Here is a 19,391-nt window from a genome sequence, read left to right as displayed (position 1 = left end):
CGCAGTGTCCATGGTGGTCATTCACCCTACGGGGCTTCGAGGTAGTTGAGCACCGCCAGCACGCGCCGGTTGTCGTTGTGGTCCGGCAGCAGGCCGAGCTTGGCGAAGATGTTGTTGATGTGCTTGTTGACCGCCTTCTCGGTGACGCCGAGGCGGTTCGCGATGCCCGCGTTGGTCCGCCCCTCCGCCATCAACCGCAGCACCTCGCGCTCGCGCGGCGTCAGCCGGCCGATCGACTCGTGGCCGCGCCGGGTCAGCAGGTCGGCGACGACGTCCGGATCCAGCACCGTGCCGCCGGCCGCGACGATCCGCATCGCCTCGACGAACCGGGCCACGTCGGCCACCCGGTCCTTGAGCAGATAGCCCAGCCCGCCCCGGCCGTCGGAGAGCAGCTCCCGTGCGTAGAGCACCTCGACGTGCTGCGACAGCACCAGGATCGGGAAACCGGGGATACGCGCCCGCGCCTGGGTCGCCACCCGCAGTCCCTCGTCGGTGAACGACGGCGGCAGCCGCACGTCGACGATGGCGACGTCGGCCGGCACGTCGGCGAGCGCGGCCCGTAGCTCCGGGGCCGTGGCGACCGCGGCCACCACCGTCTCGCCGTACGCCGTCAGGATCCTCGTCAGACCGTCGCGCAGGAGCGCCTGGTCCTCGCCGATCACGACCCGCACGGCACCTCCATGGTCAGCACCGTCGGGCCGCCGCGCGGGCTGGCCACCGCGAGCCGTCCGTCGAACGCCGCCAACCGCCGCCGCACCCCCGCCAGGCCGCCGGCCGCCGGGACCGCCGCCCCGCCGGTGCCGTCGTCGCCGACCTCGACCACCAACCGGCCCTCCGGTGCGCGCAGGCTGACCCAGGCGTGCGCCGCGCCGCTGTGCTTGGCCACGTTGGCCAGGGCCTCGGCGACCGCGAAGTAGAGCGCGGCCTCGATCGGCGGCGCCGCCCGCACGCCGGGATCGGCGGCCACCTCCGTCGGCACCGGCAACACGACGGCGAGCGCGCGGACGGCCTCGACCAGGCCGCGTTCGGCCAGCACGGGCGGGTGGATGCCGCGGACGAGCCGGCGCAGGTCGGCCAGGGCCTGGCCGCTCGTGTCACGGGCCTCGGCCAGCAGCGCCTCGGCCTTCGCCGGGTCGGTGCGGACAAGCTGCTCGGCCAGCCCGATGGTCATGCCCAGGGCGGCGATCCGGGCCTGGGCGCCGTCGTGCAGGTCCTTCTCGATCCGGCGCAGCTCGGCGGCGCCGGCGTCGACCGCGTCGGCGCGGGTCTCCTCGAGCCGGTCGACCCGGGCGGCCAGGAAGCCGCGCGGCGGGCCGAGCAGCGCGGCGCTGAACCGGGCGTACAGGTCGAGGACGGCCGGTGTGCCGAGCACGAGGACGCCGGCGGCGGTCAGGCCGATGGCGATGGCGACGGGCCAGAAGTCACCCTCGCCGCCGGTCGCGGTCACGACGGGAGCGATCACGAGGCCGAACCCCGCCCACGCGGCGAGCCCGAGCGGGACCAGGCCGGTCGCCGTGCCGATCGGCACGTTGAGGATCAGCCACAGCAGGTCGCGCCACGTCGCCGGGTCGGCCAACGGGCGCAGGCCCCGGGCCGGGCCGCGGTAGGGACGGTCGACCCGCACACCGGACCACTCCTGCCCGCGCTCCCGCTGGGCGTCGGCGAACCGCCTCACCGCGGCCAGCGCCCGGGGCGCGAGCAGCAGCCCGAGGCCGGCCGGCACCAGGGCGATCGAGATCACCGTCGCCACGAACAGCGGCAGCCCGAGCGCCAGCGACCGCGCCGCCAGCTCGACCCCGCGCCGCATGGCGGTGCGGGCCGCCCGGATCCGTTGTTCCCAGTCCATCGCTGCCATTGTGGCCGCTCAGCGCCCGGATGTCGGTAGGGAAAACCCCACCACCAGCACACATCGAACTGGGTCGCTTTATGTGGCCGGTCGACATATCGACGGGCACTCATCCGCTCGTAAGTTTCCGGAATGCGTCGCGGGGGTGTGACGCAGGCTACAGGGACGGGAGGCGCGAATGGCGGAGACGGTGCTCGCCACCCACGGCCTGACCCGCGACTTCCGGGGTTTCAGGGCGGTCGACGGCGTGGACCTCGCGGTGGCGGCCGGCACCGTCCACGCGCTGGTCGGCCCCAACGGCGCGGGCAAGACGACGCTGTTCAACCTGCTGACCGGGTTCCTGCGACCCACCTCCGGGCGGATCGAGGTAGCCGGCCACGACATCACTGGCCTGCCGCCGGAGCGGATCGCCGGCCTCGGGGTGGCCCGCTCGTTCCAGATCACCAGCCTGTTCCCGATGCTCTCCGCCCGGGAGCACGTCGAGTTGGCCCTGCAGGGCACCACCCGGCTCGGCTGGCGGTTCTGGCGCTCCGCCAAGCTGCTCGGCCGGTTCCGGGAGCGGGCCGACGAGCTGCTGGCCATGGTCGGCCTCGAGGAGCTGGCCGAGGTCGCGTCGGACGCCCTGCCGTACGGCCGCAAGCGCGCCCTCGAACTGGCCCTGGCGCTGGCCCTCGACCCGCGGGTCCTGCTGCTCGACGAGCCGACCGCCGGCATGGGCCTCGAAGACGTCGACCGCACCGTCGAGCTGGTCGGCCGGATCCGCGAAGGCCGCACGGTGGTGCTGGTCGAGCACAACATGAGCGTGGTCGGCCGCCTCGCCGACCGGGTCACCGTGCTGCAGGCCGGCCGGGTGCTCGCCGAGGGGCCCTACGACGAGGTCCGCGCCGACGAACGCGTGATCACCGCCTACCTGGGAGCGGCCGATGCTGCGCATTGAGGGCCTGCGCGCCTGGTACGGCGAGGCCACCGTGCTGCGCGACGTCGCGCTGAGCGTGGCGCCGGGCGAGGTGGTCACGCTCGTCGGCCGCAACGGCGCCGGCAAGTCCACCCTGCTGCGCTGCGTGATGGGCCTGCACCCCGGCCAGAGCGGCACGGTCACGCTCGACGGCCGCGACCTGCGACCCCTGGCCGCCCACCGCCGGGCCCGGCTCGGGCTGGGCTGGGTGCCCGACGATCGCGGCGCGTACGCCTCGCTCTCCGTCACCGAGAACCTCACGCTGCCGCCGGCGGTCGGCCCGGACCCGTGGTCGCTGGACCGCGTCTACGAGACCTTCCCCGTGCTGCGCGAGCGCCGCGCCTCCGCCGCCACCCAGCTCTCCGGCGGCGAGCAGCAGATGCTCGCGCTGGCCCGGGTGCTGCGGATGGGCGCACGGGTGCTGCTCTGCGACGAGCCGACCGAAGGGCTATCGCCGCTGCTGGTCGCCCGGGTGGGCGACATCCTGCGCCAGGTCCGCGACCAGGGCGTCGCGGTGCTGCTCGTCGAGCAGAACCTGCGCTTCGCCACCGGCGTCGCCGACCGCCATCACCTCCTCGCGGAGGGCCGGATGGTCGAGACGCTCCGCAACGACGAGGTACGCGAGCGCGAAGGCGAGCTGCTCACGTACCTGGGCATCTGACTACACAGTGGAGGCTCCGCAATGGATAGACGTGCCGGTGTGGCGGCCGCGGCCGCGTTCGCGCTTCTAGTGACGGGCTGCGGTGGCGGCGGACCGCAGGGGTCCTCGGATAGCAAGCTGTCCGGCGACAAGATCGTGCTCGGTGTGCTCAACGACCAGTCGGGCGTCTACCTCGCCCTGTCCGGCACCAACTCGGTGAAGGCCGTCGAGATGGCCATCGCCGACTTCAAGTCGAAGCACAGTGGCGACGCGATCACCCAGGACATCACGGTGGCCAGCGCCGACCACCAGAACAAGCCGGACGTGGCCAACACCAAGGCCGCCGAGATGTACGACCGGCTGGGCGTCGACGCCATCCTCGACGTGCCCACCTCGTCGGCGGCGCTCAAGGTGGCCGACGTCGCCAAGGAGAAGAAGAAGCTCTACTTCAACATCACGGGCGCCACCACGGACCTGACCGGCAAGTCGTGCAACAAGTACACGTTCCACTACGCGTACGACACGTACATGCTGGCCAACGGCACCGGCAAGACGGTGACCCAGGAGGGCGCGAAGAACTGGTACATCGTCTACCCGAACTACGCGTTCGGGCAGGACATGGAGAAGAGCTTCTCGACCGCGGTGACCGGGGCCGGCGGCACGATCGTCGGCAAGGACGCGACGCCGTTCCCCAACGACAACTTCTCGACGTTCCTGCTGAAGGCGCCGACACTCAACCCGAAGCCGGACGTGCTCGGCACCATGCAGGCCGGCGGCGACCTGGTCAACCTGGTCAAGCAGTACAACGAGTTCAAGCTGCGGGAGAAGGGCGTCGGGCTGTCGGTCGGCCTGATGTTCCTCACCGACATCCACTCGCTGACCCCGGCGGCGCTGGCCGGCACCACCTACACCGACGCCTGGTACTGGAACTTCGACGCCGAGAACCGGGCCTTCGCCGACCGCTTCCTCAAGGAGACCGGCTCGCGGCCCACCTTCGCCCACGCGGCCAACTACTCGGCGGCGCTCCAATATCTCGAGGCGGTCCAGGCGGCCGGCACCGACGACGCCGACGCGGTGGTCAAGCAGCTGGAGGGCAAGGAGATCAACGACGTCTTCCTGCGCAACGGCAAGATCCGGGCGGAGGACCACCGGGTCATCCACGACGCCTACCTGGCCCAGGTCAAGCCGGCGGCCGAGGTGACGGAGGAGTGGGACTACGTCAAGATCCTCAAGACCATCCCGGCGGCCGAGGCGTTCCGTACCCCGTCGCCCGACTGCAAGCTATGAGTTCTTTCCTCCAGCACACGTTCGACGGCCTGGTGAGCGGGGCGTTCCTCGCCCTGCTCGCCCTCGGCCTGTCCGTCATCTTCGGCATGCTGCGGGTCGTCAACTTCGCGCACGGCGCCTTCTACATGCTCGGCGCGGTCGGCACCTACCTGCTGCTGACCGAGTTCGGCATCCCGTTCTGGTGGGCGCTGCTCGTCGTGCCGCTGGTGCTCGGGCTGGCGGGGATGGCCGTCGAGCGCACGCTGGTGCACCCGCTGGCCCGCCTCGACCCGCTCTACAACTTCCTGCTCACCTTCGGCCTGACGCTGGTGCTGCAGGATCTGGTCAAGCTGCGGTACGGCACGACGTCGAGCCCTTACGGCACGCCGGCCGGGCTCACCGGAACCGTCGACTTCGGACTGTTCGACTTCCCGGCGTACCGCGTGTTCGTGCTCGCCTTCGCCGCCGTCGCCTGCGTCGCCGTCTGGTGGCTGCTCGGCCACACCCGCGTCGGCATGGTGGTGCGGGCCGCCACCGAGCGGCCGGAGCTGACCCGGGCGCTCGGCATCGACGTCGGCCGGTGGGTGACGCCGGTGTTCGGCTTCGGGATCGCGCTGGCCGGCGTGGCCGGGGTGCTGGCCGCGCCGATGCGGGCCGTCAACCCGCTGATGGGCGCCGACCTCGTCATCGTGGTCTTCGCGGTCGTGGTGATCGGCGGGCTCGGCTCGATCTTCGGCTCGGTCGCGGCCGGCTTCGGCATCGGGCTGGTGCAGGCCTGGGGCGAGTCCTATCTGGACCAGTGGCCGATCGTCGCGCAGACCTCGGTCTTCGTCATCATGGCGGTGGTGCTCCTGTGGCGCCCCGCCGGGCTGTTCGGGCGCGAGGAGGCACCGGCATGAGCGTGGTGACGAAGCCCGCGCCGTCCCTGTTAAGGGCGGCGGTCGGGGCGCCGCGCTGGTTGCGGTGGGTGCTGCTGGTGGCCGGCCTGGCGGTCGCGCTCTGGTTGCCCAACGGGCTCTACCCGGCGGTCGCGGTCGACATGTTGTGCTGGGCGCTGTTCGCGGTCGCGGTGGACCTGCTGCTGGGCTACACGGGACTGCTCTCGTTCGGGCACGCCGCGTTCTGGGGCACCTCCGCGTACGCCAGTGGGCTCGTCGCGATCCATCTCGGCGTGCCGTTCCCGGTGGCGGTGCTCGCCGGCGCCCTGCTCGCCGCCGCGCTGGCGGTGCCGATCGGCTATCTCGCCGTGCGCCGGACCGGCATCTACTTCGCGATGGTGACGCTGGCCTTCGCGCAAATGATCTACTACATCGCCAACAACCGGCGCGGCCTGACCGGTGGCGAGAACGGGCTGCAGAGCGTTCCGCGCGAGCTGTTCGGGCTCGACCTGACCGACGCGTACTACTTCTACTACGCGGCCCTGCCGATCGTGGCCCTCGGTCTCTGGGCGGCCTGGCGGATCGTCAACTCGCCGTTCGGCCGGGTGCTGGTCGGCATCCGTGACAATCCGGCGCGGGCGCGGGCGCTCGGCTATCCGGTCCACCGCTACAAGCTGCTGGCTTTCGTGCTCTCCGCGTTCCTGGCCGGCCTCGGCGGCGGCCTGTTCGCGATGGCGCACCGTTTCGTCACCCTCGACACGCTGCACTGGACCACCTCCGGCAAGGCGGTGGTGATGGTCGTCCTCGGCGGCATCGGCACCCTCTGGGGCGGCGTGCTGGGTGCGGGCCTGCTGGTGCGCCTGGAGGACTGGCTGTCGTTCTCGGGCTTCGAAGCGGTCGGCCTGGTCACCGGCGGCCTCTTCGTCGTCGTGGTCCTGGTCTTCCGCCGCGGCATCTGGGGCACGGCCGCCGACCTCCTGCGCCGCCGCGCCCGCCGCACGCCGAGAACCTAGGCGGGTGTATGCCGCCCGTTTCGGGGCATTTTCGCGCTATGCGGGTAGCGGTGACGGGGGCGAGCGGCAACATCGGGACGGCGCTGGTGCGCTGGTTGGCGCGGCGGGCCGAGGTGACGGAGATCGTCGGCCTCGCGCGCCGCCGGCCGCCCGCCGACGCGCCGTACGACAGGGTGCGCTGGTTCGAGCGGGATCTGCGGACCGCCGGCGACCTGGCCCAGATCGTGCACGGCGCCGCCGCCGTCGTGCATCTCGCCTGGGACATCGTCCCCGCCCACCACCGGCCCGCGCACGCGCGGACCAACCGCGTCGGGTCCCGCAACCTCGTGGATGCCGTCGTGCGCGCCCGGGTGCCGCACCTCGTGCACCTCTCCTCCGCCGCCGTCTATTCGCCGCACCGGCAGCGCACCCCGGTCACCGAGGAGTGGCCGCGCCGGGGCATCGCGACCTCCGCCTACAGCCGCGACAAGGTCGACGTCGAGGACCGGCTCGACGAGGTCGAGGCCGACGGGCTCCGGGTGACCCGCATCCGGCCGCCCGCGGTGGTGCAGCCGGCGGCGGCCAGCGAGATCGTCACCATGATCGCCGGCCGGGCGGCGCCCCTCGTCCGGGTCGTACGCGGACGCGTGCCGCTGCTGCCCCTGCCGCGCGACGCGGCCGTACAGGTCGTCGCGGCCGACGACGTCGCGAGCCTGGCAGGCCGGGCGATCCTGGCCCGCGCGACCGGCGCCTTCAACGCCGCCGACGAACCGCCGATCACCCCGTCCGTGCTGGCCCGGCTCCTCGGCGGCCGCCACCTCGCCGTCCCCCGCGCCGCCCTCCGCACCGCCATGGACGCGAGCTGGTGCCTGCGGCTGCAGCCCCTCGACGGATCCTGGCTGGACCTCGTCATGGACACGCCGCTGCTCGACTGCGCCCGGGCCCGCGCCGAGCTCGGCTGGCGCCCCGCCCACGACGCGCGGCTGACCGTGCTCGCCACCCGCCGCGCCGCCGCCCGCGGGGCCGGCGCCGCCAGCCCGCCGCTGGCACCGCTCAGCGATAGAGCCGGCGATGGAGAGCGCCGATGAGCGACGCGTACGCCGATCCGCCCAGCCCGTTGCGGGCCAGCGCCGCGTGTGCCGCGTTGGAGCCCGGCCCACCGTGCACGCCGCCGCCCGGATGGGCCGACGACCCGGCGAGGTAGAGCCGGTCGATCGGCGTGTCGGCGCGCCCGAGGCCCGGCACCGGCCGGAAGAAGAGCTGCTGGTGCAGCGCCGCGGTGCCGCCGTTGATGGCGCCGCCGAACAGGCTCGGGTCGCCCTCCTCCAGGTCGCCCGGCAGCTGCACGTGGCGGGCCAGGATCGAGGCGCGGAAGCCCGGCGCGTGCCGCTCGATGACCTCTTCCATCTTCTCGGCCTGCGCCGCCATGCGGGTCGCGTCGCCGGCGGCCGCCTGCGGCACGTGGGTGTAGGCCCACAGCGACTCCGTGCCCGCCGGCGACCGGCTGGGGTCGCTCGTCGTCATCTGTCCGACCAGGACGAACGGGTCGTCGGGAACCTCGCGCCGGGCCAGGGCGGCGCTGTAGGCGCTCAGTTTCGACATGTCTCCGACGTGGATGGTGCCCGCGCCGCGCGCCTCCGCCGCGTTCCACGGCACCGGCGCCGACAGCGCCCAGTCCACCTTTATGGTGCTGTTGTCCCACTGGAAGCGCCGCAGGTGACCGACGAACGACGACGGCAGCGCGTCGAGGCCGACCAGCTTCTCGTAGAGCGCCGGCGCCGGCACGTCGGCCAGCACCGCACGGCGGGCCCGGACGCGCTCGCCGTGCACGTCCTCGACACCGACCGCGGTCGACCGGGCGTGCAGCACGCGCGACACCGGCCGGCCATATTCCACGGCGCCGCCGCGCTCGGCCAGCCGCCGCAGCAGCGCCTCGACCAGCCGGGCCGCGCCGCCGACCGGCACGGGGAAGCCGATGTCCTGGCCGAGCATCGCCAGCAGCCACCCGTAGACGGCGCTGCCGGCCTGCTCGGGGCCCAGGTCGGTGTGCAGGGCGTTGCCGGCGAACAGCAGCTTGGCGCCCTCCCCGTGGAACATCTCGCGGCCGAACTCGTGGACCGGCAGCACCGACAGGCGCGCGAAGTCGAGCCCGTCGGCGACGCCGAGCTTGAACCCCAGCCGCAGGCCGGCCCGCACCGGCGGGAAGGGGCGCAGGATCGCGTCGAGGAACGGCGCGCCGATCCGCTGCCACCTGGCCACCTCGGCGAGCCAGGCCGGCCGGTCGCGCGGGTCGAAGGCGGCCAGCGAGTCGGCCGTCCGCTCCGGGTCGCGGTGGAGCACGGCGACCCGGTCGTCGGGGAACAGGTGCGCGAGCACGGCCGGGGCGTGCCGCCAGGCCAGGCCGTACGACTCGAGGTCGAGGTTCCGCAGCACCGGCGAGGCGGCGCCGAGGGGATAGAAGGCGCTGTAGACGTCGTGGTGGAAACCGGGCGCGGTCAGGTCGGCCGTGCGCACCGCTCCCCCCGCGGTGCCGGTCGCCTCGAGGACCAGCACCTCCCAGCCGGCGTCCGCCAGCAGGTTGGCGGCCACCAGCCCGTTGTGTCCGGCCCCGATGACCACCGCGTCAACCGTTCGCACCGTACCGCCGCCTCCCGCTCGGTTCCTGCCCCCGAACCTACCCATTCCCGGCGGCGCGATACGTAATCTGATGACGGGTTTGCCGAGGTCTGCGGGGGGAAGGAGACCACTCGTGAGCGAGACGCGTCTGGTCATCGACACCACCCCCGAGCGCATCTTCGCGGTGCTCGCCGACGGGTGGAGCTATGCGAGCTGGGTCGTCGGCGCGGCGCACATCCGCGACGTCGACGCCGCCTGGCCCGCCGTGGGCAGCCGCATCCACCACCGGCTCGGCCCCTGGCCGGTGCAGATCGACGACCAGACGACCGTACGCGCGGTGGAGCCCGACCGCCTGATCGAGCTCGACGCCAAGATGTGGCCGGTCGGCAAGGCGATCGTCCGGCTGACCCTGCAACCGGTCTCGGCGTCGTCCACCGTGGTCACGATGTCCGAGGAGATCGTCTCGGGCATGCCCCGGCTGCTCCCCGACGCGATCCAGTCGGTCATGCTCAAGCCCCGCAACCACGAGGCGCTGCGCCGGCTGAGCGACATCGCGGTCCATCGCGACCCGGTTTGACGCCCCTCGATGCGGGTACGCGCACCGCGACTCAAGGAGGGTCGCGATGCACGCACGGATCCGGGCGCTGGGCCACCCCGTCCACCCCATGCTCGTCATGTTCCCGGCGGCGCTGTTCGTCACGGGCACGATCTTCGACCTCGTCCAGCTGATCGGTGACAACGCCGTCTTCGGCGAGGTCGGCTTCTGGACGATCACCGTCGGCCTGATCGGCGGGGTCCTGGCCGGCGCGACCGGCTTCGCCGACTGGACCAAGATCCCGGCCGGCACCCGGGCGAAGCGCGTCGGCCGGCTGCACGGCCTGCTGAACGCCGTCGTCCTGGTGCTGTTCCTGGTCGCCTGGCTGCTGCGGGTCGGCGAGGAGGGCCACGAGGCCGGCGCGTTCGCCTTCGTGCTCGAGGTGCTCGCGGTGGCGATCGCCGGCAGCGCCGCCTGGCTCGGCGGCGAGCTGGTCGACCGGCTCGGCATCGGCGTCGACCCGGACGCCCACGCCGACGCCCCACCCTCGACGGCGGCGCGCACTTGACGCAGCTGCGGGTGCTCAGCCTCAACCTGTGGGCGCGGCACGGCGACTGGGACCGCCGCCGCGACGTGCTCGCCGCCGGCCTGCGCGAGCTCTCGCCGGACCTGGTGGCCGCACAGGAGGCGATCGTCGACGACGCCGGCGACCAGCTCGCGGACCTGCTCGACAACGGCTACCAGGTCGTGCACCAGACGCGCGGCCTGGTGGGCGACGGGCGGCACCACGGCGTGTCGATCGCCAGCCGCTGGCCGGTGGAGCGGGTGCACGAGGTGGACCTGCACCTGACGCCCCGCACGGGCGCCTACTCGTGCGGGACGCTGCTGGTCGAGGTGCGGGCACCCGCCCCGCTGGGCCGGGTCGTCCTGGTCGACCACGGCCCGTCGTGGCCGTGGTGGGCGGAGGCGGAACGGGAGCTCCAGGCGGTCGCGGCCGCCCGCGCGATCGAGGAGTTCGTCGGCGACGGACCCGCCCACGTCGTGGTCGGCGGCGACTTCAACGCCGAACCCGAGACCGCGAGCATGCGGTTCTGGTCAGGCCGGCAGTCGCTCGACGGTCTCAGCGTGGCCTACCGCGACGCCTGGGAGAGCTGCCGCGGCGGCGCCCACGGTTGGACGTTCGATCCGCGCAACCCGCTGACCGCCGTCGACGAACCGGGCCTGGATCGCGGCCGGCGGATCGACTACGTGCTGGTCCGGTGCGGCGACCACGGCCCGAGCCTCGCGGTCCGCGACGTCGGCCTGGCGTTCAACCAGCCGGTGGGCGGGGTGTGGGCGACCGACCACTTCGGCGTGTACGCGGACCTCGCCGCAGTGGATCTCTGACCTACCCTGTCCCGGTGACGGACACCTGGATAGCGGACACGCGGACCTCCTACGACACCGTGGCGGCGAGCTACGCCGAGCGGATGCGCGACTCGCTCGTCGGCGTGCCCTACATCAGCGGCGTGCTCGCGCTCTTCGCCGACCTGGTGTCCCAGGGCGGCGGCGGGCCGGTGGCCGACGTCGGGTGCGGGCCGGGTCACGTCACCGCGCACCTCGCCGGCCTGGGCGTCGACGCGTTCGGCGTCGACCTCTCCCCCGGGATGGTCGACGCGGCCCGGCGGGAGCATCCAGGGTTGCGCTTCGAGGTCGGCACGATGACCGGTCTCCAGCTCGGGGACGCGTCCGTGGCCGGGGTGCTGTCGTTCTGGTCCACGGTGCACGTGCCCGACGACGCCATGCCCGGGATCCTGGGCGAGTTCCATCGCGTCCTGCGCCCCGGCGGCCCGGTCCTGCTCGGCTTCCACGTGGGTGACAAGCAGACGCACAAGACCGAGGGGTACGGCGGCCACCCGATGAACGTCATGGTGTTCCGCCGCCCCCTCGCCCGCGTGAGCGACTGGCTGCGCGCGGCCGACTTCACGGTCGAGGCCGAGCTCCTCCTCGAACCCGACGACCCCCTGCCCGCCGGCGTGGTGATCGGCCGCCGCTAGACCTCGATCGCGGCCCGCACGTCGCCGAGGCCCCGGGCCACCAGCAGCCGGCCCGAGCCGGAAAGGGTGGCCCAGCCGTCGCCGGCCCAGCGCCGCCAGAGCCGGCGGTCGCCGGTGACCGTGACCGTCACCGACTCGCCCGGCGCGGCCTCCACCGCCTGCCAGCCGACCAGCCGCACCGGCTGGTCCTGTTCGGACGGTGCGAAGTAGACCTGCACGACCTCCCGGCCGGCCCGCCCGCCGGTGTTGGTGACGCTGACGGTGAGCGCGTCGCCGGACCAGGCGGCGTCGGCGTAGGCCCACGCGCCGTAGCCGAGGCCGTGCCCGAACCAGAACGCCGGCTCCGACGCCCGGCCCGCGTGGTGGCCGCGATAGCCGACGAACGTGCCTTCGGTGTAGGGCAGCTTGCCGTCGACGGGCGTCACCGACCACGCCGGGCTCGCGCCGTCGGCGGCGGGAAACGTGGTGACGAGCCGGCCGGCCGGCTCGACGTCGCCGAGCAGGGCCGCCGCGACGGCGTGCCCGCCCTCCTGACCCGGCAGCCCGACCCAGAGGATCGCGTCGACCTCGTCCCGCCACGGCATGAGCACCGGTGTCGCGGCGTTGACCACCACCACCGTCCGCCGTGCCGCGGCGGCGACGGCGCTCACCAGGTCGTCCTGGCGGCCCGGCAGGCGCAGGGTGTGCTTGTCGACCGCCTCGGTCTCCTCCTCCTCGGTGAGCCCGACGACGACCACGGCCACGTCGGCGGCGGCGCCGGCGGCCGCCGCGGCGGCGATCACCTCGTCGGCGTCCCGCGGCGCCGGTCGGGCCACCACTGCGTAGCGGCCGACCCCGCTGAGCGGGCCGTGGCCCGCCGGCAGGGTGACCGACCCTGACAGCACGTCGCCGGGCGCCACCGTGACCACGCTGGTCCCGGCCGGCGGCGCGAGGATCTCCGCGCCGAAACCGCCGGCGGGCACCGCGAGGTCGTGTGCCACCGACGCGGTGCCCGCCCGCAACCGCCAGGACCCCGCGCCGATCCCGCCCACCTCGACCGGGCCACCGGCGGTGAACCGGCCCTCGACGTCGATCGTCGCGACCCGCCCGGCGAGTCCGTCGTCGAAGCCGACCACGGTGGCGGCGCCGCCCCGGGTGTCGAGCACCGAACCGTCGCCCGCGCGCAACGTGAAGCGCAGGTCGGTCAGAAAGTCCGGCCGCGCCGGCACCGGCCGCGACCGCACCTCGACGCCGTCGGTAACGGTCACGGCGGTGCCCAGCAGCGCGGTCAGCCCGTCCGTGACACTGACCTGGTGCGGCGGGTTGACCTGGGCCGACCCGCCACCCATGCCGATGGTCTCGAGCGCGTGCCGCCCGACCAGCGCGACCGTCTCGCCACGCCGCAGCGGCAGCGCGCCCGCCCGGTTGGTCAGCACCGTCATCCCGGCCGCCGCCAGCCGGGTCAGCTGCTCCCGCCGGGTCGGGCTGTCGGGCGCCGGCAGGTCGGCGGGCCAGGCCCGCGGCGTGCCGAGCGCGCCCACCCGGTCGGCCAGCCGGAGCAGCCGGGCCACGTGGTCGTTGACCACCGACTCGGCGACGGCGCCGGACCCGACGGCCGCCACGAGCGCGTCGCCCCACGGCCCGTCCGGCCCGGGCATCACCAGGTCGAGGCCGCCGTTCGCGGCCGGGGCGGCGCTCTTGGTGGCGAACCAGTCGGAGACGACCAGGCCGGTCCAGCCCCACTCCCCCTTGAGAATCTCGTTGATCACGTGGTGCTGCTCGGTCGCGGGCACACCGTTGACGTCGTTGTAGGCGGCCATCACCGACCACGCGTCGGCCTCCGCCACGGCGATCTCGAACGGCAGCAGGTAGACCTCGCGCAGCGTCGCCTCGTCGACCACGCTGTCGACGGTCGTCCGGTCGGTCTCGGACTCGTTGGCGACCAGGTGCTTGAGGCAGGCGGCGACGCCGTTGGCCTGCATGCCCCGCACGTACGCCGCCGCCAGCCTGCCGGTCAGCAGCGGATCCTCGGAGTACGCCTCGAACAGCCGACCGCCCAGCGGCGACCGGTGCAGGTTGATCGTCGGACCGAGCACGACGTGGATCCGCTGCGCCATCGCCTCCTCGGCGAGCAGCCGGCCCACCTCGTGCGCCACGTCCTCGCTCCAGGCGGCGGCGAGCAGGGTGGCGTTGGGAAACAGCGAGACCACCGGACCGCCGGAGAAGGTCAGGCCGCGTACGCCGGTGGGTCCGTCCGACAGGCGCACCTCGTGGAGGCCGACGGCCGGCTCCGGCGCGAGCGTGAACACGCTCGCGCCGGTCAGCAGGCGCACCTTGGCGCGCAGGTCGAGGTCCGTCACCGGAGAGTGAACCGGTCGCTGAGCGCGGTGTCGAACGACCCGCCGACGGTGACCGTGTAGCGCCCCTTCGCGGTGGTCCACCGGCCGTCCCAGTGCTGCAGCAGGTGCAGGTCGGCCAGGTCGGCCGCGCTGAGCCGGATCTCGACGGTGGTGGAGCGGCCGGGCGCGAGGGTGACCCGCTGCCAGCCGAGCAGCCGCTTCGCCGGTTCCCCGGCCGCGGCGGGAAGCTCCACATAGGCCTGTGCGGTCTCGGTGCCGGCCCGCTGCCCGGTGTTGGTCAGCCGGAACCGCACCCGCAACCCGTCGCGCCCGCTCTCGACCCGCAGATCGCGATAGGCGAACGAGGTGTACGTCAGCCCGTGGCCGAACGGGAACAGCGGGGCGACACCCTGCGCGGCGTACCAGCGGTAGCCGACCTCGAGTCCCTCGCTGTAGTCGACCTGGCGCACGGTCGAGCCGTCGACGAACACGCCCGGGTAGCGGTCGGGGTGGCCGGCGGTCGGCAGGTCGGCCTCGCTGCGCGGGAACGAGTGGGTCAGCTTGCCGCTCGGCGCCGCGTCGCCGAAGAGCAGGGCGGCGGTCGCCGGGCCGACCTGCTCGCCGGCGTACCAGACCTCGAGCACGCCCTTGACGTCGTCGAGCCACGGCATGGTGACCGGGCCGCCGGTCTGCAGCACGACCACGGTGTTCGGGTTGGCCGCCGCGACCGCTTCGATCAGCGCGTCGCCGTTGCCGTCGAGCGCGATGTTCGGCCGGTCGGCGAACTCGCCCTCCTGGTAGTAGCCGAACACCACCGCCACGTCGGCCGCGGCCGCGGTCGCCACCGCGGCGGCCACGTCGCTGCCGTCGGCGTAGGCGACCGTTCCGGGCGCCCGGGCGGTGATCGCGTCGAGCGGCGCGGCGGCCGTGCACGGGATGTTGGGCGCGGTGTGCAGGCAGACGCTGGACGCGTCGACGTCGCCGGTGGCCGGGGTGTTGGCTGCGGTCGGGCCGATCACCGCGATCCGCCGCGCGCTCGCGGCCAGCGGCAACGCGCCGTCGTTCTTGAGCAGCACCGCCCCGCGTTCGGCCAGGGTCTTCGCCAGCGCCACGCTGGCCGGCGTCGAGACGTCCGCGTCGGGCGCGGCGATCCGCGGCACGTCGAACAGCCCGGCGGCGATGTGCGCCCGGACGATCCGGTAGGCGGCCTCGTCGACGTCGGCGACCCGCAGCGTCCCCTGGGCGATCAGGTCCTTGATGGCCATCGGCGTCCAGTAGCGCCAGGCGTTGAGCTCCTGGTCGAGGCCGGCCCGCAGCGACGGCGGGTCGTCGGCCAGCGAGTGGCGGGCGCCGAAGTCGCTGACCGTCCAGCCGTCGAAGCCGATCTCCCGCTTGAGGATCCGGTCCAGCAGCTGGCGGCTCCCGCAGGCCCAGGCGTGGTTGACCTGGTTGTAGGAGCACATCACGCCGCCGACGTCGCCGCGGTCGATCGCGATCTCGTAGGGCAGGGTGTAGATCTCCCGCAGCGTGCGGCCGTCCACGTTGGACGAGCTGTTGTTGCGGTCGATCTCCTGCTCGTTGGCCACGAAGTGCTTGAGCACCGACTCCACCGGCTCGGCCGGGTTGGCGCCCACGCCCCGGCTGTAGGCGGCGGCCATGAGGCCGGAGAGCACCGGGTCCTCGCCGAGATACTCCGAGGTGCGGCCGCTGCGCGGGTCCCGCCCGCTGGCGATGCCCGGGCCCAGCAGCACGTTGCGCTGCTTGCGCCAGGCCTCGTGGCCCATGGCGACGCCCTTCGCGCGGGCCAGCGCGGTGTCCCACGACGCCGACAGCGAGACGTTGGCGGGGAACACCGTGACGCCCGCCCCGGCGCCGGCGATGGCCGACGGCGCGTCGGTGTACTGGATCGTCGGCGTGCAGGGCACCTGCGCCGGCATCGTGAACGTGACCGGGGTGAACTGGTCGGGCGGCACCTCGCGGGGCCGCGCGGTGGTGAACGTCGTCTGCGCGGGGTTGTTGGCGGACTGCTCGTCGAGCCAGCGCAGCCTCTGGTCGAGCGTCGAGGCCGCGAGCAGGGCGCGGGCCCGCTGCTCCGGCGACCTGTGGGTGTTCATCCACGGGACCCGGGCGCAGTCGGTGTCGGCGGCCGCCGGCGCGGGCACGAGTTGCGCCGCGGGCAGCGCGAGGACGGCGGCCAGCGCGAGGGCGAGGCGGCGCGCGGTGGGTCGGAGATGCATCGGTCAGCCTCCCGGAGGGACGGTGCGGCTTTGAACGATTCAATGCGCCCGCCAGGCTAGAACCACATCGCTCGATGGGTCAACCCCACCGGCTCGGCGAACCTCGGGGGTTGACGGACCGCGGCGGCGCGCCGAGGATGGGCATTCTTGAATCGATTCACGAGAGATCTTGGGAGCAACGATGGTCCGCCCCGCCGCCCCCACCCCCGTCCGGTTCGACCACCGCACCGACGCCGGCGCCGTCCTCGCCGTGCCGAGCCGCACCCCCCGCCTCTCCTGGCAGATCCCCCACGCGCCGGCCGGCTTCACGGCCGCCGCCTACGAGCTCGAGATCACCGTCGACGATGGATCGCCCACGACCCACCTGGTCGAGTCGGCCGAGCAGGTCCTGGTCCCGTGGCCGGCCGCCCCGATCGCCTCGCGCCAGCGGGTCACGGTCCGCGTCCGGGTCCGCGACGCCGGCGGGGACTGGACCGACTGGAGCCCACCGGCGCGGGCCGAGGGCGGCCTGTTCGACCCGGCCGACTGGACCGCCCGGTTCGTCAGCCCGCGCACGCTCGGCGCCCCGGGCGCGCCCGCGCCGCTGCTGCGCGGCCGGCTCGACGTGCCCGGCGAGGTCACCAAAGCCCGGCTCTACGTGACCAGCCACGGCCTGCACCGCGCCGAGCTCAACGGCGAGCGGGTAGGCGACGACGAGCTCGCCCCGGGCTGGACGAGCTATCCCCACCGGCTGCGCTACCGGGCGCACGACGTGACCGAGCTGGTCCGGTCCGGGGCCAACACGCTCGACGTGGCGCTCGGCAACGGCTGGTTCCGCGGCCGGCTCGGCTTCCGCGGCGGCCGCGCCCTCTACGGCGACCGCCTCGCCCTGCTGGCCCAGCTCGAGGTGACCACCGCCGACGGGCGGACCCACCGGCTGGCCACCGACGAGAGCTGGGCGGCCGGCGAGACGGACATCGTCGCCGACGACAACTACGACGGCCAGCGCACCGACCTGCGCCGCCCGGCCCGACCGGCCGAGACGACCGACCCCGTCGACGTGCTCGACGCCGACCTGGGCCGGCTCGTCGCGCCCGAGGGTCCGCCGGTGCGGGTCACCGAGGTGCTGCCGGCGGTCGCGGTCACCACCTCGCCGTCCGGCCGCACGCTGGTCGACTTCGGCCAGAACCTGGTCGGCTGGGTCCGGCTGCGCGCCCGCGGGCTGGCCGCCGGCAGCGAGGTGACGGTCCGGCACGCCGAGGTGCTCGAGGACGGCGAGCTCGGCGTGCGCCCGCTCAAGACCGCCAAGGCCACCGACGCGTACGTCCTGGCCGGTCCCGACGAGGTCACGCTGGAGCCGGTCTTCACCTTCCACGGCTTCCGCTACGCCGAGGTCAGCGGGGTGGCCGACCTGCGCGCGGACGACGTCGAGGCGGTCGTCGTCGGCACCGACCTGCGCCGCACGGGCTGGTTCGAGTCGTCGCACCCGCTGCTCAACCGGTTCCACGACAACGTGGTGTGGAGCGCCCGCGGCAACTTCCTCGACGTGCCCACCGACTGCCCGCAGCGCGACGAGCGGCTCGGCTGGACCGGCGACATCCAGGTGTTCGCGCCGACGGCGACGTTCCTGTTCGACGCGGCCGGCTTCCTCACCACCTGGCTGGCCGACCTCGCGGCCGAGCAGTACCCCGACGGCTCCGTGCCGTTCGTCGTCCCGGACGTGCTGCACACCGAGCGCGCGGCCGCGGCCGCCTGGGGGGACGCGGCGACCGTCGTGCCCTGGGTGGTCTACCAGCGCACCGGCGACGCCGGCATCCTCGCGACCCAGCTGCCCAGCATGCGGGCGTGGGTCGACCGGATGGCCGCGCTCGCCGGCAAGGACTGCCTGTGGACCGGCGGTTTCCAGTTCGGCGACTGGCTCGACCCGACCGCCCCGCCGGAGGCCCCGGCCGCCGCGAAGGCCGACCCGGACGTCATCGCGACCGCGCACCTGGCCCGCTCGGCCGAGATCGTCGCGTCGGCCGCCGCCGTGCTGGGCGACGAGGACACGCGAGCGCACTACGCCGACCTGGCCGCGCGTACCCGGGACGCCTTCGCCCGTGAGTACGTCACCGCCGGCGGTCGCGTGATCAGCGACGCCCAGACGGTCTACGCGCTCGCGCTCGAGTGGGCGCTGCTGCCCGGCGAGCGGGAGCGGGCCGGCGCCGGCCGCCGGCTGGCCGACCTCGTGCGTACCTCCGGCTTCCGGATCAGCACGGGCTTCGTCGGCACGCCGCTGATCGCGGACGCGCTGACCTCGGCGGGCGCGGGCGACGTGGCGCACCGGCTGCTGCTGCAGACCGGCGTGCCGTCGTGGCTCTACGCGGTCACGATGGGCGCGACGACGGTCTGGGAACGGTGGGACAGCATGCTCCCGGACGGCCGGATCAACCCGGGCGAGATGACCTCGTTCAACCACTACGCGCTCGGGGCCGTCGCGGACTGGCTGCACCGCACGGTCGCGGGGCTCGCGCCGGCCGCGCCGGGCTACCGGAGCCTGGTCGTGCGCCCGCTGCCCGGCCCGGTGCTGACCTCGGCCGCCGCCCGCCACCTCACTCCCTACGGCGAGGCCGCGGTCTCCTGGACCCGGGCCGGCGGCCGGTTCGCCCTGTCGGTGCGGGTGCCGGTGGGCAGCACGGCGACCGTGCACCTGCCGGACGGCAGCGACCCGGTCGAGGTCGGCCACGGCAGCCACGAGTTCGACTGCGCCGACCCGTACCCGAGCGTTCCCGCCATGCCCGGCGACCCGACCGTGCGCGACGTGCTCGACCACGAGCCGACGTGGGCCTCGGTGGTGGCGCTGGCGGCGGAGCTCGACGTCACGCACGACGACCGCGACGCGGCCGCGCGGACCCTGGCCTACCTCGACGCGCCGGCGCGGGAGATCGCCGAGGCGCTGGCCCCGGCCGGGCTCGCGCCGCAGGCCGAGACGTTCCGTGCGCGGCTGGTGGCGCTGCTCGGCTGAGCGGCATGCGGGGGTTGACCGCGATGGATGCTCCCGTTAAGGTCTGGTTACTTTCACTGAAACGATTCATACACCACAACCACATAGGA

Annotated in this window: 16 protein-coding genes; 11 read left to right on the top strand and 5 right to left on the bottom strand. The window is 73.9% G+C overall.

Going from position 1 to position 19,391, the window contains the following annotated elements:
- Positions 1–26 precede the first annotated feature (26 nt).
- Together O7635_RS27110 and O7635_RS27105 are read right to left on the bottom strand one after the other, a co-directional pair.
- Positions 27–671, bottom strand: a complete 645-nt coding sequence (locus O7635_RS27110; RefSeq protein ID WP_278083305.1) for a response regulator transcription factor — start codon at positions 669–671, stop codon at positions 27–29.
- Positions 659–1,846, bottom strand: coding sequence for a sensor domain-containing protein (locus O7635_RS27105; RefSeq protein ID WP_278083304.1), 1,188 nt, complete (start codon positions 1,844–1,846; stop codon positions 659–661). The genes O7635_RS27110 and O7635_RS27105 overlap by 13 nt, the downstream gene beginning before the upstream one ends.
- A 178-nt stretch (positions 1,847–2,024) precedes the next feature.
- Between O7635_RS27105 and O7635_RS27100 the strand changes: the two genes are divergently transcribed.
- From O7635_RS27100 to O7635_RS27075, 6 genes are read left to right on the top strand one after another with little or no spacing between them, the layout of a single operon-like run.
- Complete coding sequence (locus O7635_RS27100; RefSeq protein WP_278083303.1) at positions 2,025–2,783, top strand: ABC transporter ATP-binding protein; 759 nt, start codon at positions 2,025–2,027, stop codon at positions 2,781–2,783.
- Complete coding sequence (locus O7635_RS27095; RefSeq protein WP_278083302.1) at positions 2,770–3,462, top strand: ABC transporter ATP-binding protein; 693 nt, start codon at positions 2,770–2,772, stop codon at positions 3,460–3,462. The genes O7635_RS27100 and O7635_RS27095 overlap by 14 nt, the downstream gene beginning before the upstream one ends.
- Before the next feature lie 21 nt (positions 3,463–3,483).
- The gene (locus tag O7635_RS27090; RefSeq protein ID WP_278083301.1) at positions 3,484–4,728 is read left to right on the top strand and encodes an ABC transporter substrate-binding protein; all 1,245 of its coding nucleotides are present in this window, start codon (positions 3,484–3,486) and stop codon (positions 4,726–4,728) included.
- Positions 4,725–5,606, top strand: coding sequence for a branched-chain amino acid ABC transporter permease (locus tag O7635_RS27085; RefSeq protein ID WP_278083300.1), 882 nt, complete (start codon positions 4,725–4,727; stop codon positions 5,604–5,606). The genes O7635_RS27090 and O7635_RS27085 overlap by 4 nt, the downstream gene beginning before the upstream one ends.
- The gene (locus tag O7635_RS27080) at positions 5,603–6,598 is read left to right on the top strand and encodes a branched-chain amino acid ABC transporter permease (RefSeq protein ID WP_278083299.1); all 996 of its coding nucleotides are present in this window, start codon (positions 5,603–5,605) and stop codon (positions 6,596–6,598) included. Before O7635_RS27085 ends, O7635_RS27080 begins: the two co-directional genes overlap by 4 nt.
- Before the next feature lie 38 nt (positions 6,599–6,636).
- Entirely contained in the window at positions 6,637–7,665 is a 1,029-nt protein-coding gene (locus O7635_RS27075; protein WP_278083298.1) for an NAD-dependent epimerase/dehydratase family protein, read from the top strand.
- Here the strand turns inward: O7635_RS27075 and O7635_RS27070 are convergent.
- A complete protein-coding gene (locus tag O7635_RS27070; RefSeq protein ID WP_278083297.1) occupies positions 7,631–9,259 on the bottom strand; it encodes an NAD(P)/FAD-dependent oxidoreductase in 1,629 nt (542 codons plus the stop codon). The genes O7635_RS27075 and O7635_RS27070 overlap by 35 nt on opposite strands.
- Positions 9,260–9,326: 67 nt before the next feature.
- Here O7635_RS27070 and O7635_RS27065 point away from each other — a divergent pair, with 67 nt between their 5' ends.
- From O7635_RS27065 to O7635_RS27050, 4 genes are read left to right on the top strand one after another with little or no spacing between them, the layout of a single operon-like run.
- Complete coding sequence (locus O7635_RS27065; RefSeq protein ID WP_278083296.1) at positions 9,327–9,770, top strand: SRPBCC family protein; 444 nt, start codon at positions 9,327–9,329, stop codon at positions 9,768–9,770.
- A 46-nt stretch (positions 9,771–9,816) separates the two neighbouring features.
- The gene (locus tag O7635_RS27060) at positions 9,817–10,296 is read left to right on the top strand and encodes a DUF2231 domain-containing protein (RefSeq protein WP_278083295.1); all 480 of its coding nucleotides are present in this window, start codon (positions 9,817–9,819) and stop codon (positions 10,294–10,296) included.
- Positions 10,293–11,114: an endonuclease/exonuclease/phosphatase family protein gene (locus tag O7635_RS27055; protein WP_278083294.1), complete on the top strand. Its 822-nt coding sequence runs from the start codon at positions 10,293–10,295 to the stop codon at positions 11,112–11,114. Before O7635_RS27060 ends, O7635_RS27055 begins: the two co-directional genes overlap by 4 nt.
- 14 nt (positions 11,115–11,128) lie before the next feature.
- The gene (locus O7635_RS27050) at positions 11,129–11,764 is read left to right on the top strand and encodes a class I SAM-dependent methyltransferase (protein ID WP_278083293.1); all 636 of its coding nucleotides are present in this window, start codon (positions 11,129–11,131) and stop codon (positions 11,762–11,764) included.
- Here O7635_RS27050 and O7635_RS27045 read toward each other — a convergent pair.
- Together O7635_RS27045 and O7635_RS27040 are read right to left on the bottom strand one after the other, a co-directional pair.
- On the bottom strand, positions 11,761–14,103 hold the full coding sequence (locus tag O7635_RS27045; RefSeq protein ID WP_278083292.1) for a glycoside hydrolase family 3 C-terminal domain-containing protein: 2,343 nt from the start codon (positions 14,101–14,103) through the stop codon (positions 11,761–11,763). The two genes, O7635_RS27050 and O7635_RS27045, sit on opposite strands and share 4 nt — an antisense overlap.
- The gene (locus O7635_RS27040) at positions 14,100–16,319 is read right to left on the bottom strand and encodes a glycoside hydrolase family 3 C-terminal domain-containing protein (protein WP_278083291.1); all 2,220 of its coding nucleotides are present in this window, start codon (positions 16,317–16,319) and stop codon (positions 14,100–14,102) included. The genes O7635_RS27045 and O7635_RS27040 overlap by 4 nt, the downstream gene beginning before the upstream one ends.
- 181 nt (positions 16,320–16,500) lie before the next feature.
- On the opposite strand from O7635_RS27040, the gene O7635_RS27035 reads away from it, so the two are divergent.
- Positions 16,501–19,302, top strand: a complete 2,802-nt coding sequence (locus O7635_RS27035) for a family 78 glycoside hydrolase catalytic domain (protein ID WP_278083290.1) — start codon at positions 16,501–16,503, stop codon at positions 19,300–19,302.
- Positions 19,303–19,391 lie beyond the last annotated feature (89 nt).

Origin of the sequence: Asanoa sp. WMMD1127, from assembly GCF_029626225.1 — a bacterium.
In the GTDB taxonomy this organism is placed as follows: domain Bacteria; phylum Actinomycetota; class Actinomycetes; order Mycobacteriales; family Micromonosporaceae; genus Asanoa.
The sequence above is the reverse complement of the archived record's forward strand: the minus strand, read 5'-3'. Positions and strand labels throughout refer to the sequence as shown.

What these genes read in the sequence shown, in the direction of transcription:
- O7635_RS27085 (WP_278083300.1), top strand. Translation starts at nt 4,725, where the DNA reads ATGAGTTCTTTCCTCCAGCACACGTTCGACGGCCTGGTGAGCGGGGCG.
- O7635_RS27060 (WP_278083295.1), top strand. Translation starts at nt 9,817, where the DNA reads ATGCACGCACGGATCCGGGCGCTGGGCCACCCCGTCCACCCCATGCTC.
- O7635_RS27080 (WP_278083299.1), top strand. Translation starts at nt 5,603, where the DNA reads ATGAGCGTGGTGACGAAGCCCGCGCCGTCCCTGTTAAGGGCGGCGGTC.
- O7635_RS27090 (WP_278083301.1), top strand. Translation starts at nt 3,484, where the DNA reads ATGGATAGACGTGCCGGTGTGGCGGCCGCGGCCGCGTTCGCGCTTCTA.
- O7635_RS27035 (WP_278083290.1), top strand. Translation starts at nt 16,501, where the DNA reads ATGGTCCGCCCCGCCGCCCCCACCCCCGTCCGGTTCGACCACCGCACC.
- O7635_RS27095 (WP_278083302.1), top strand. Translation starts at nt 2,770, where the DNA reads ATGCTGCGCATTGAGGGCCTGCGCGCCTGGTACGGCGAGGCCACCGTG.
- O7635_RS27105 (WP_278083304.1), bottom strand. Translation starts at nt 1,846, where the DNA reads ATGGACTGGGAACAACGGATCCGGGCGGCCCGCACCGCCATGCGGCGC.
- O7635_RS27040 (WP_278083291.1), bottom strand. Translation starts at nt 16,319, where the DNA reads ATGCATCTCCGACCCACCGCGCGCCGCCTCGCCCTCGCGCTGGCCGCC.
- O7635_RS27075 (WP_278083298.1), top strand. Translation starts at nt 6,637, where the DNA reads ATGCGGGTAGCGGTGACGGGGGCGAGCGGCAACATCGGGACGGCGCTG.
- O7635_RS27070 (WP_278083297.1), bottom strand. Translation starts at nt 9,259, where the DNA reads ATGGGTAGGTTCGGGGGCAGGAACCGAGCGGGAGGCGGCGGTACGGTG.
- O7635_RS27100 (WP_278083303.1), top strand. Translation starts at nt 2,025, where the DNA reads ATGGCGGAGACGGTGCTCGCCACCCACGGCCTGACCCGCGACTTCCGG.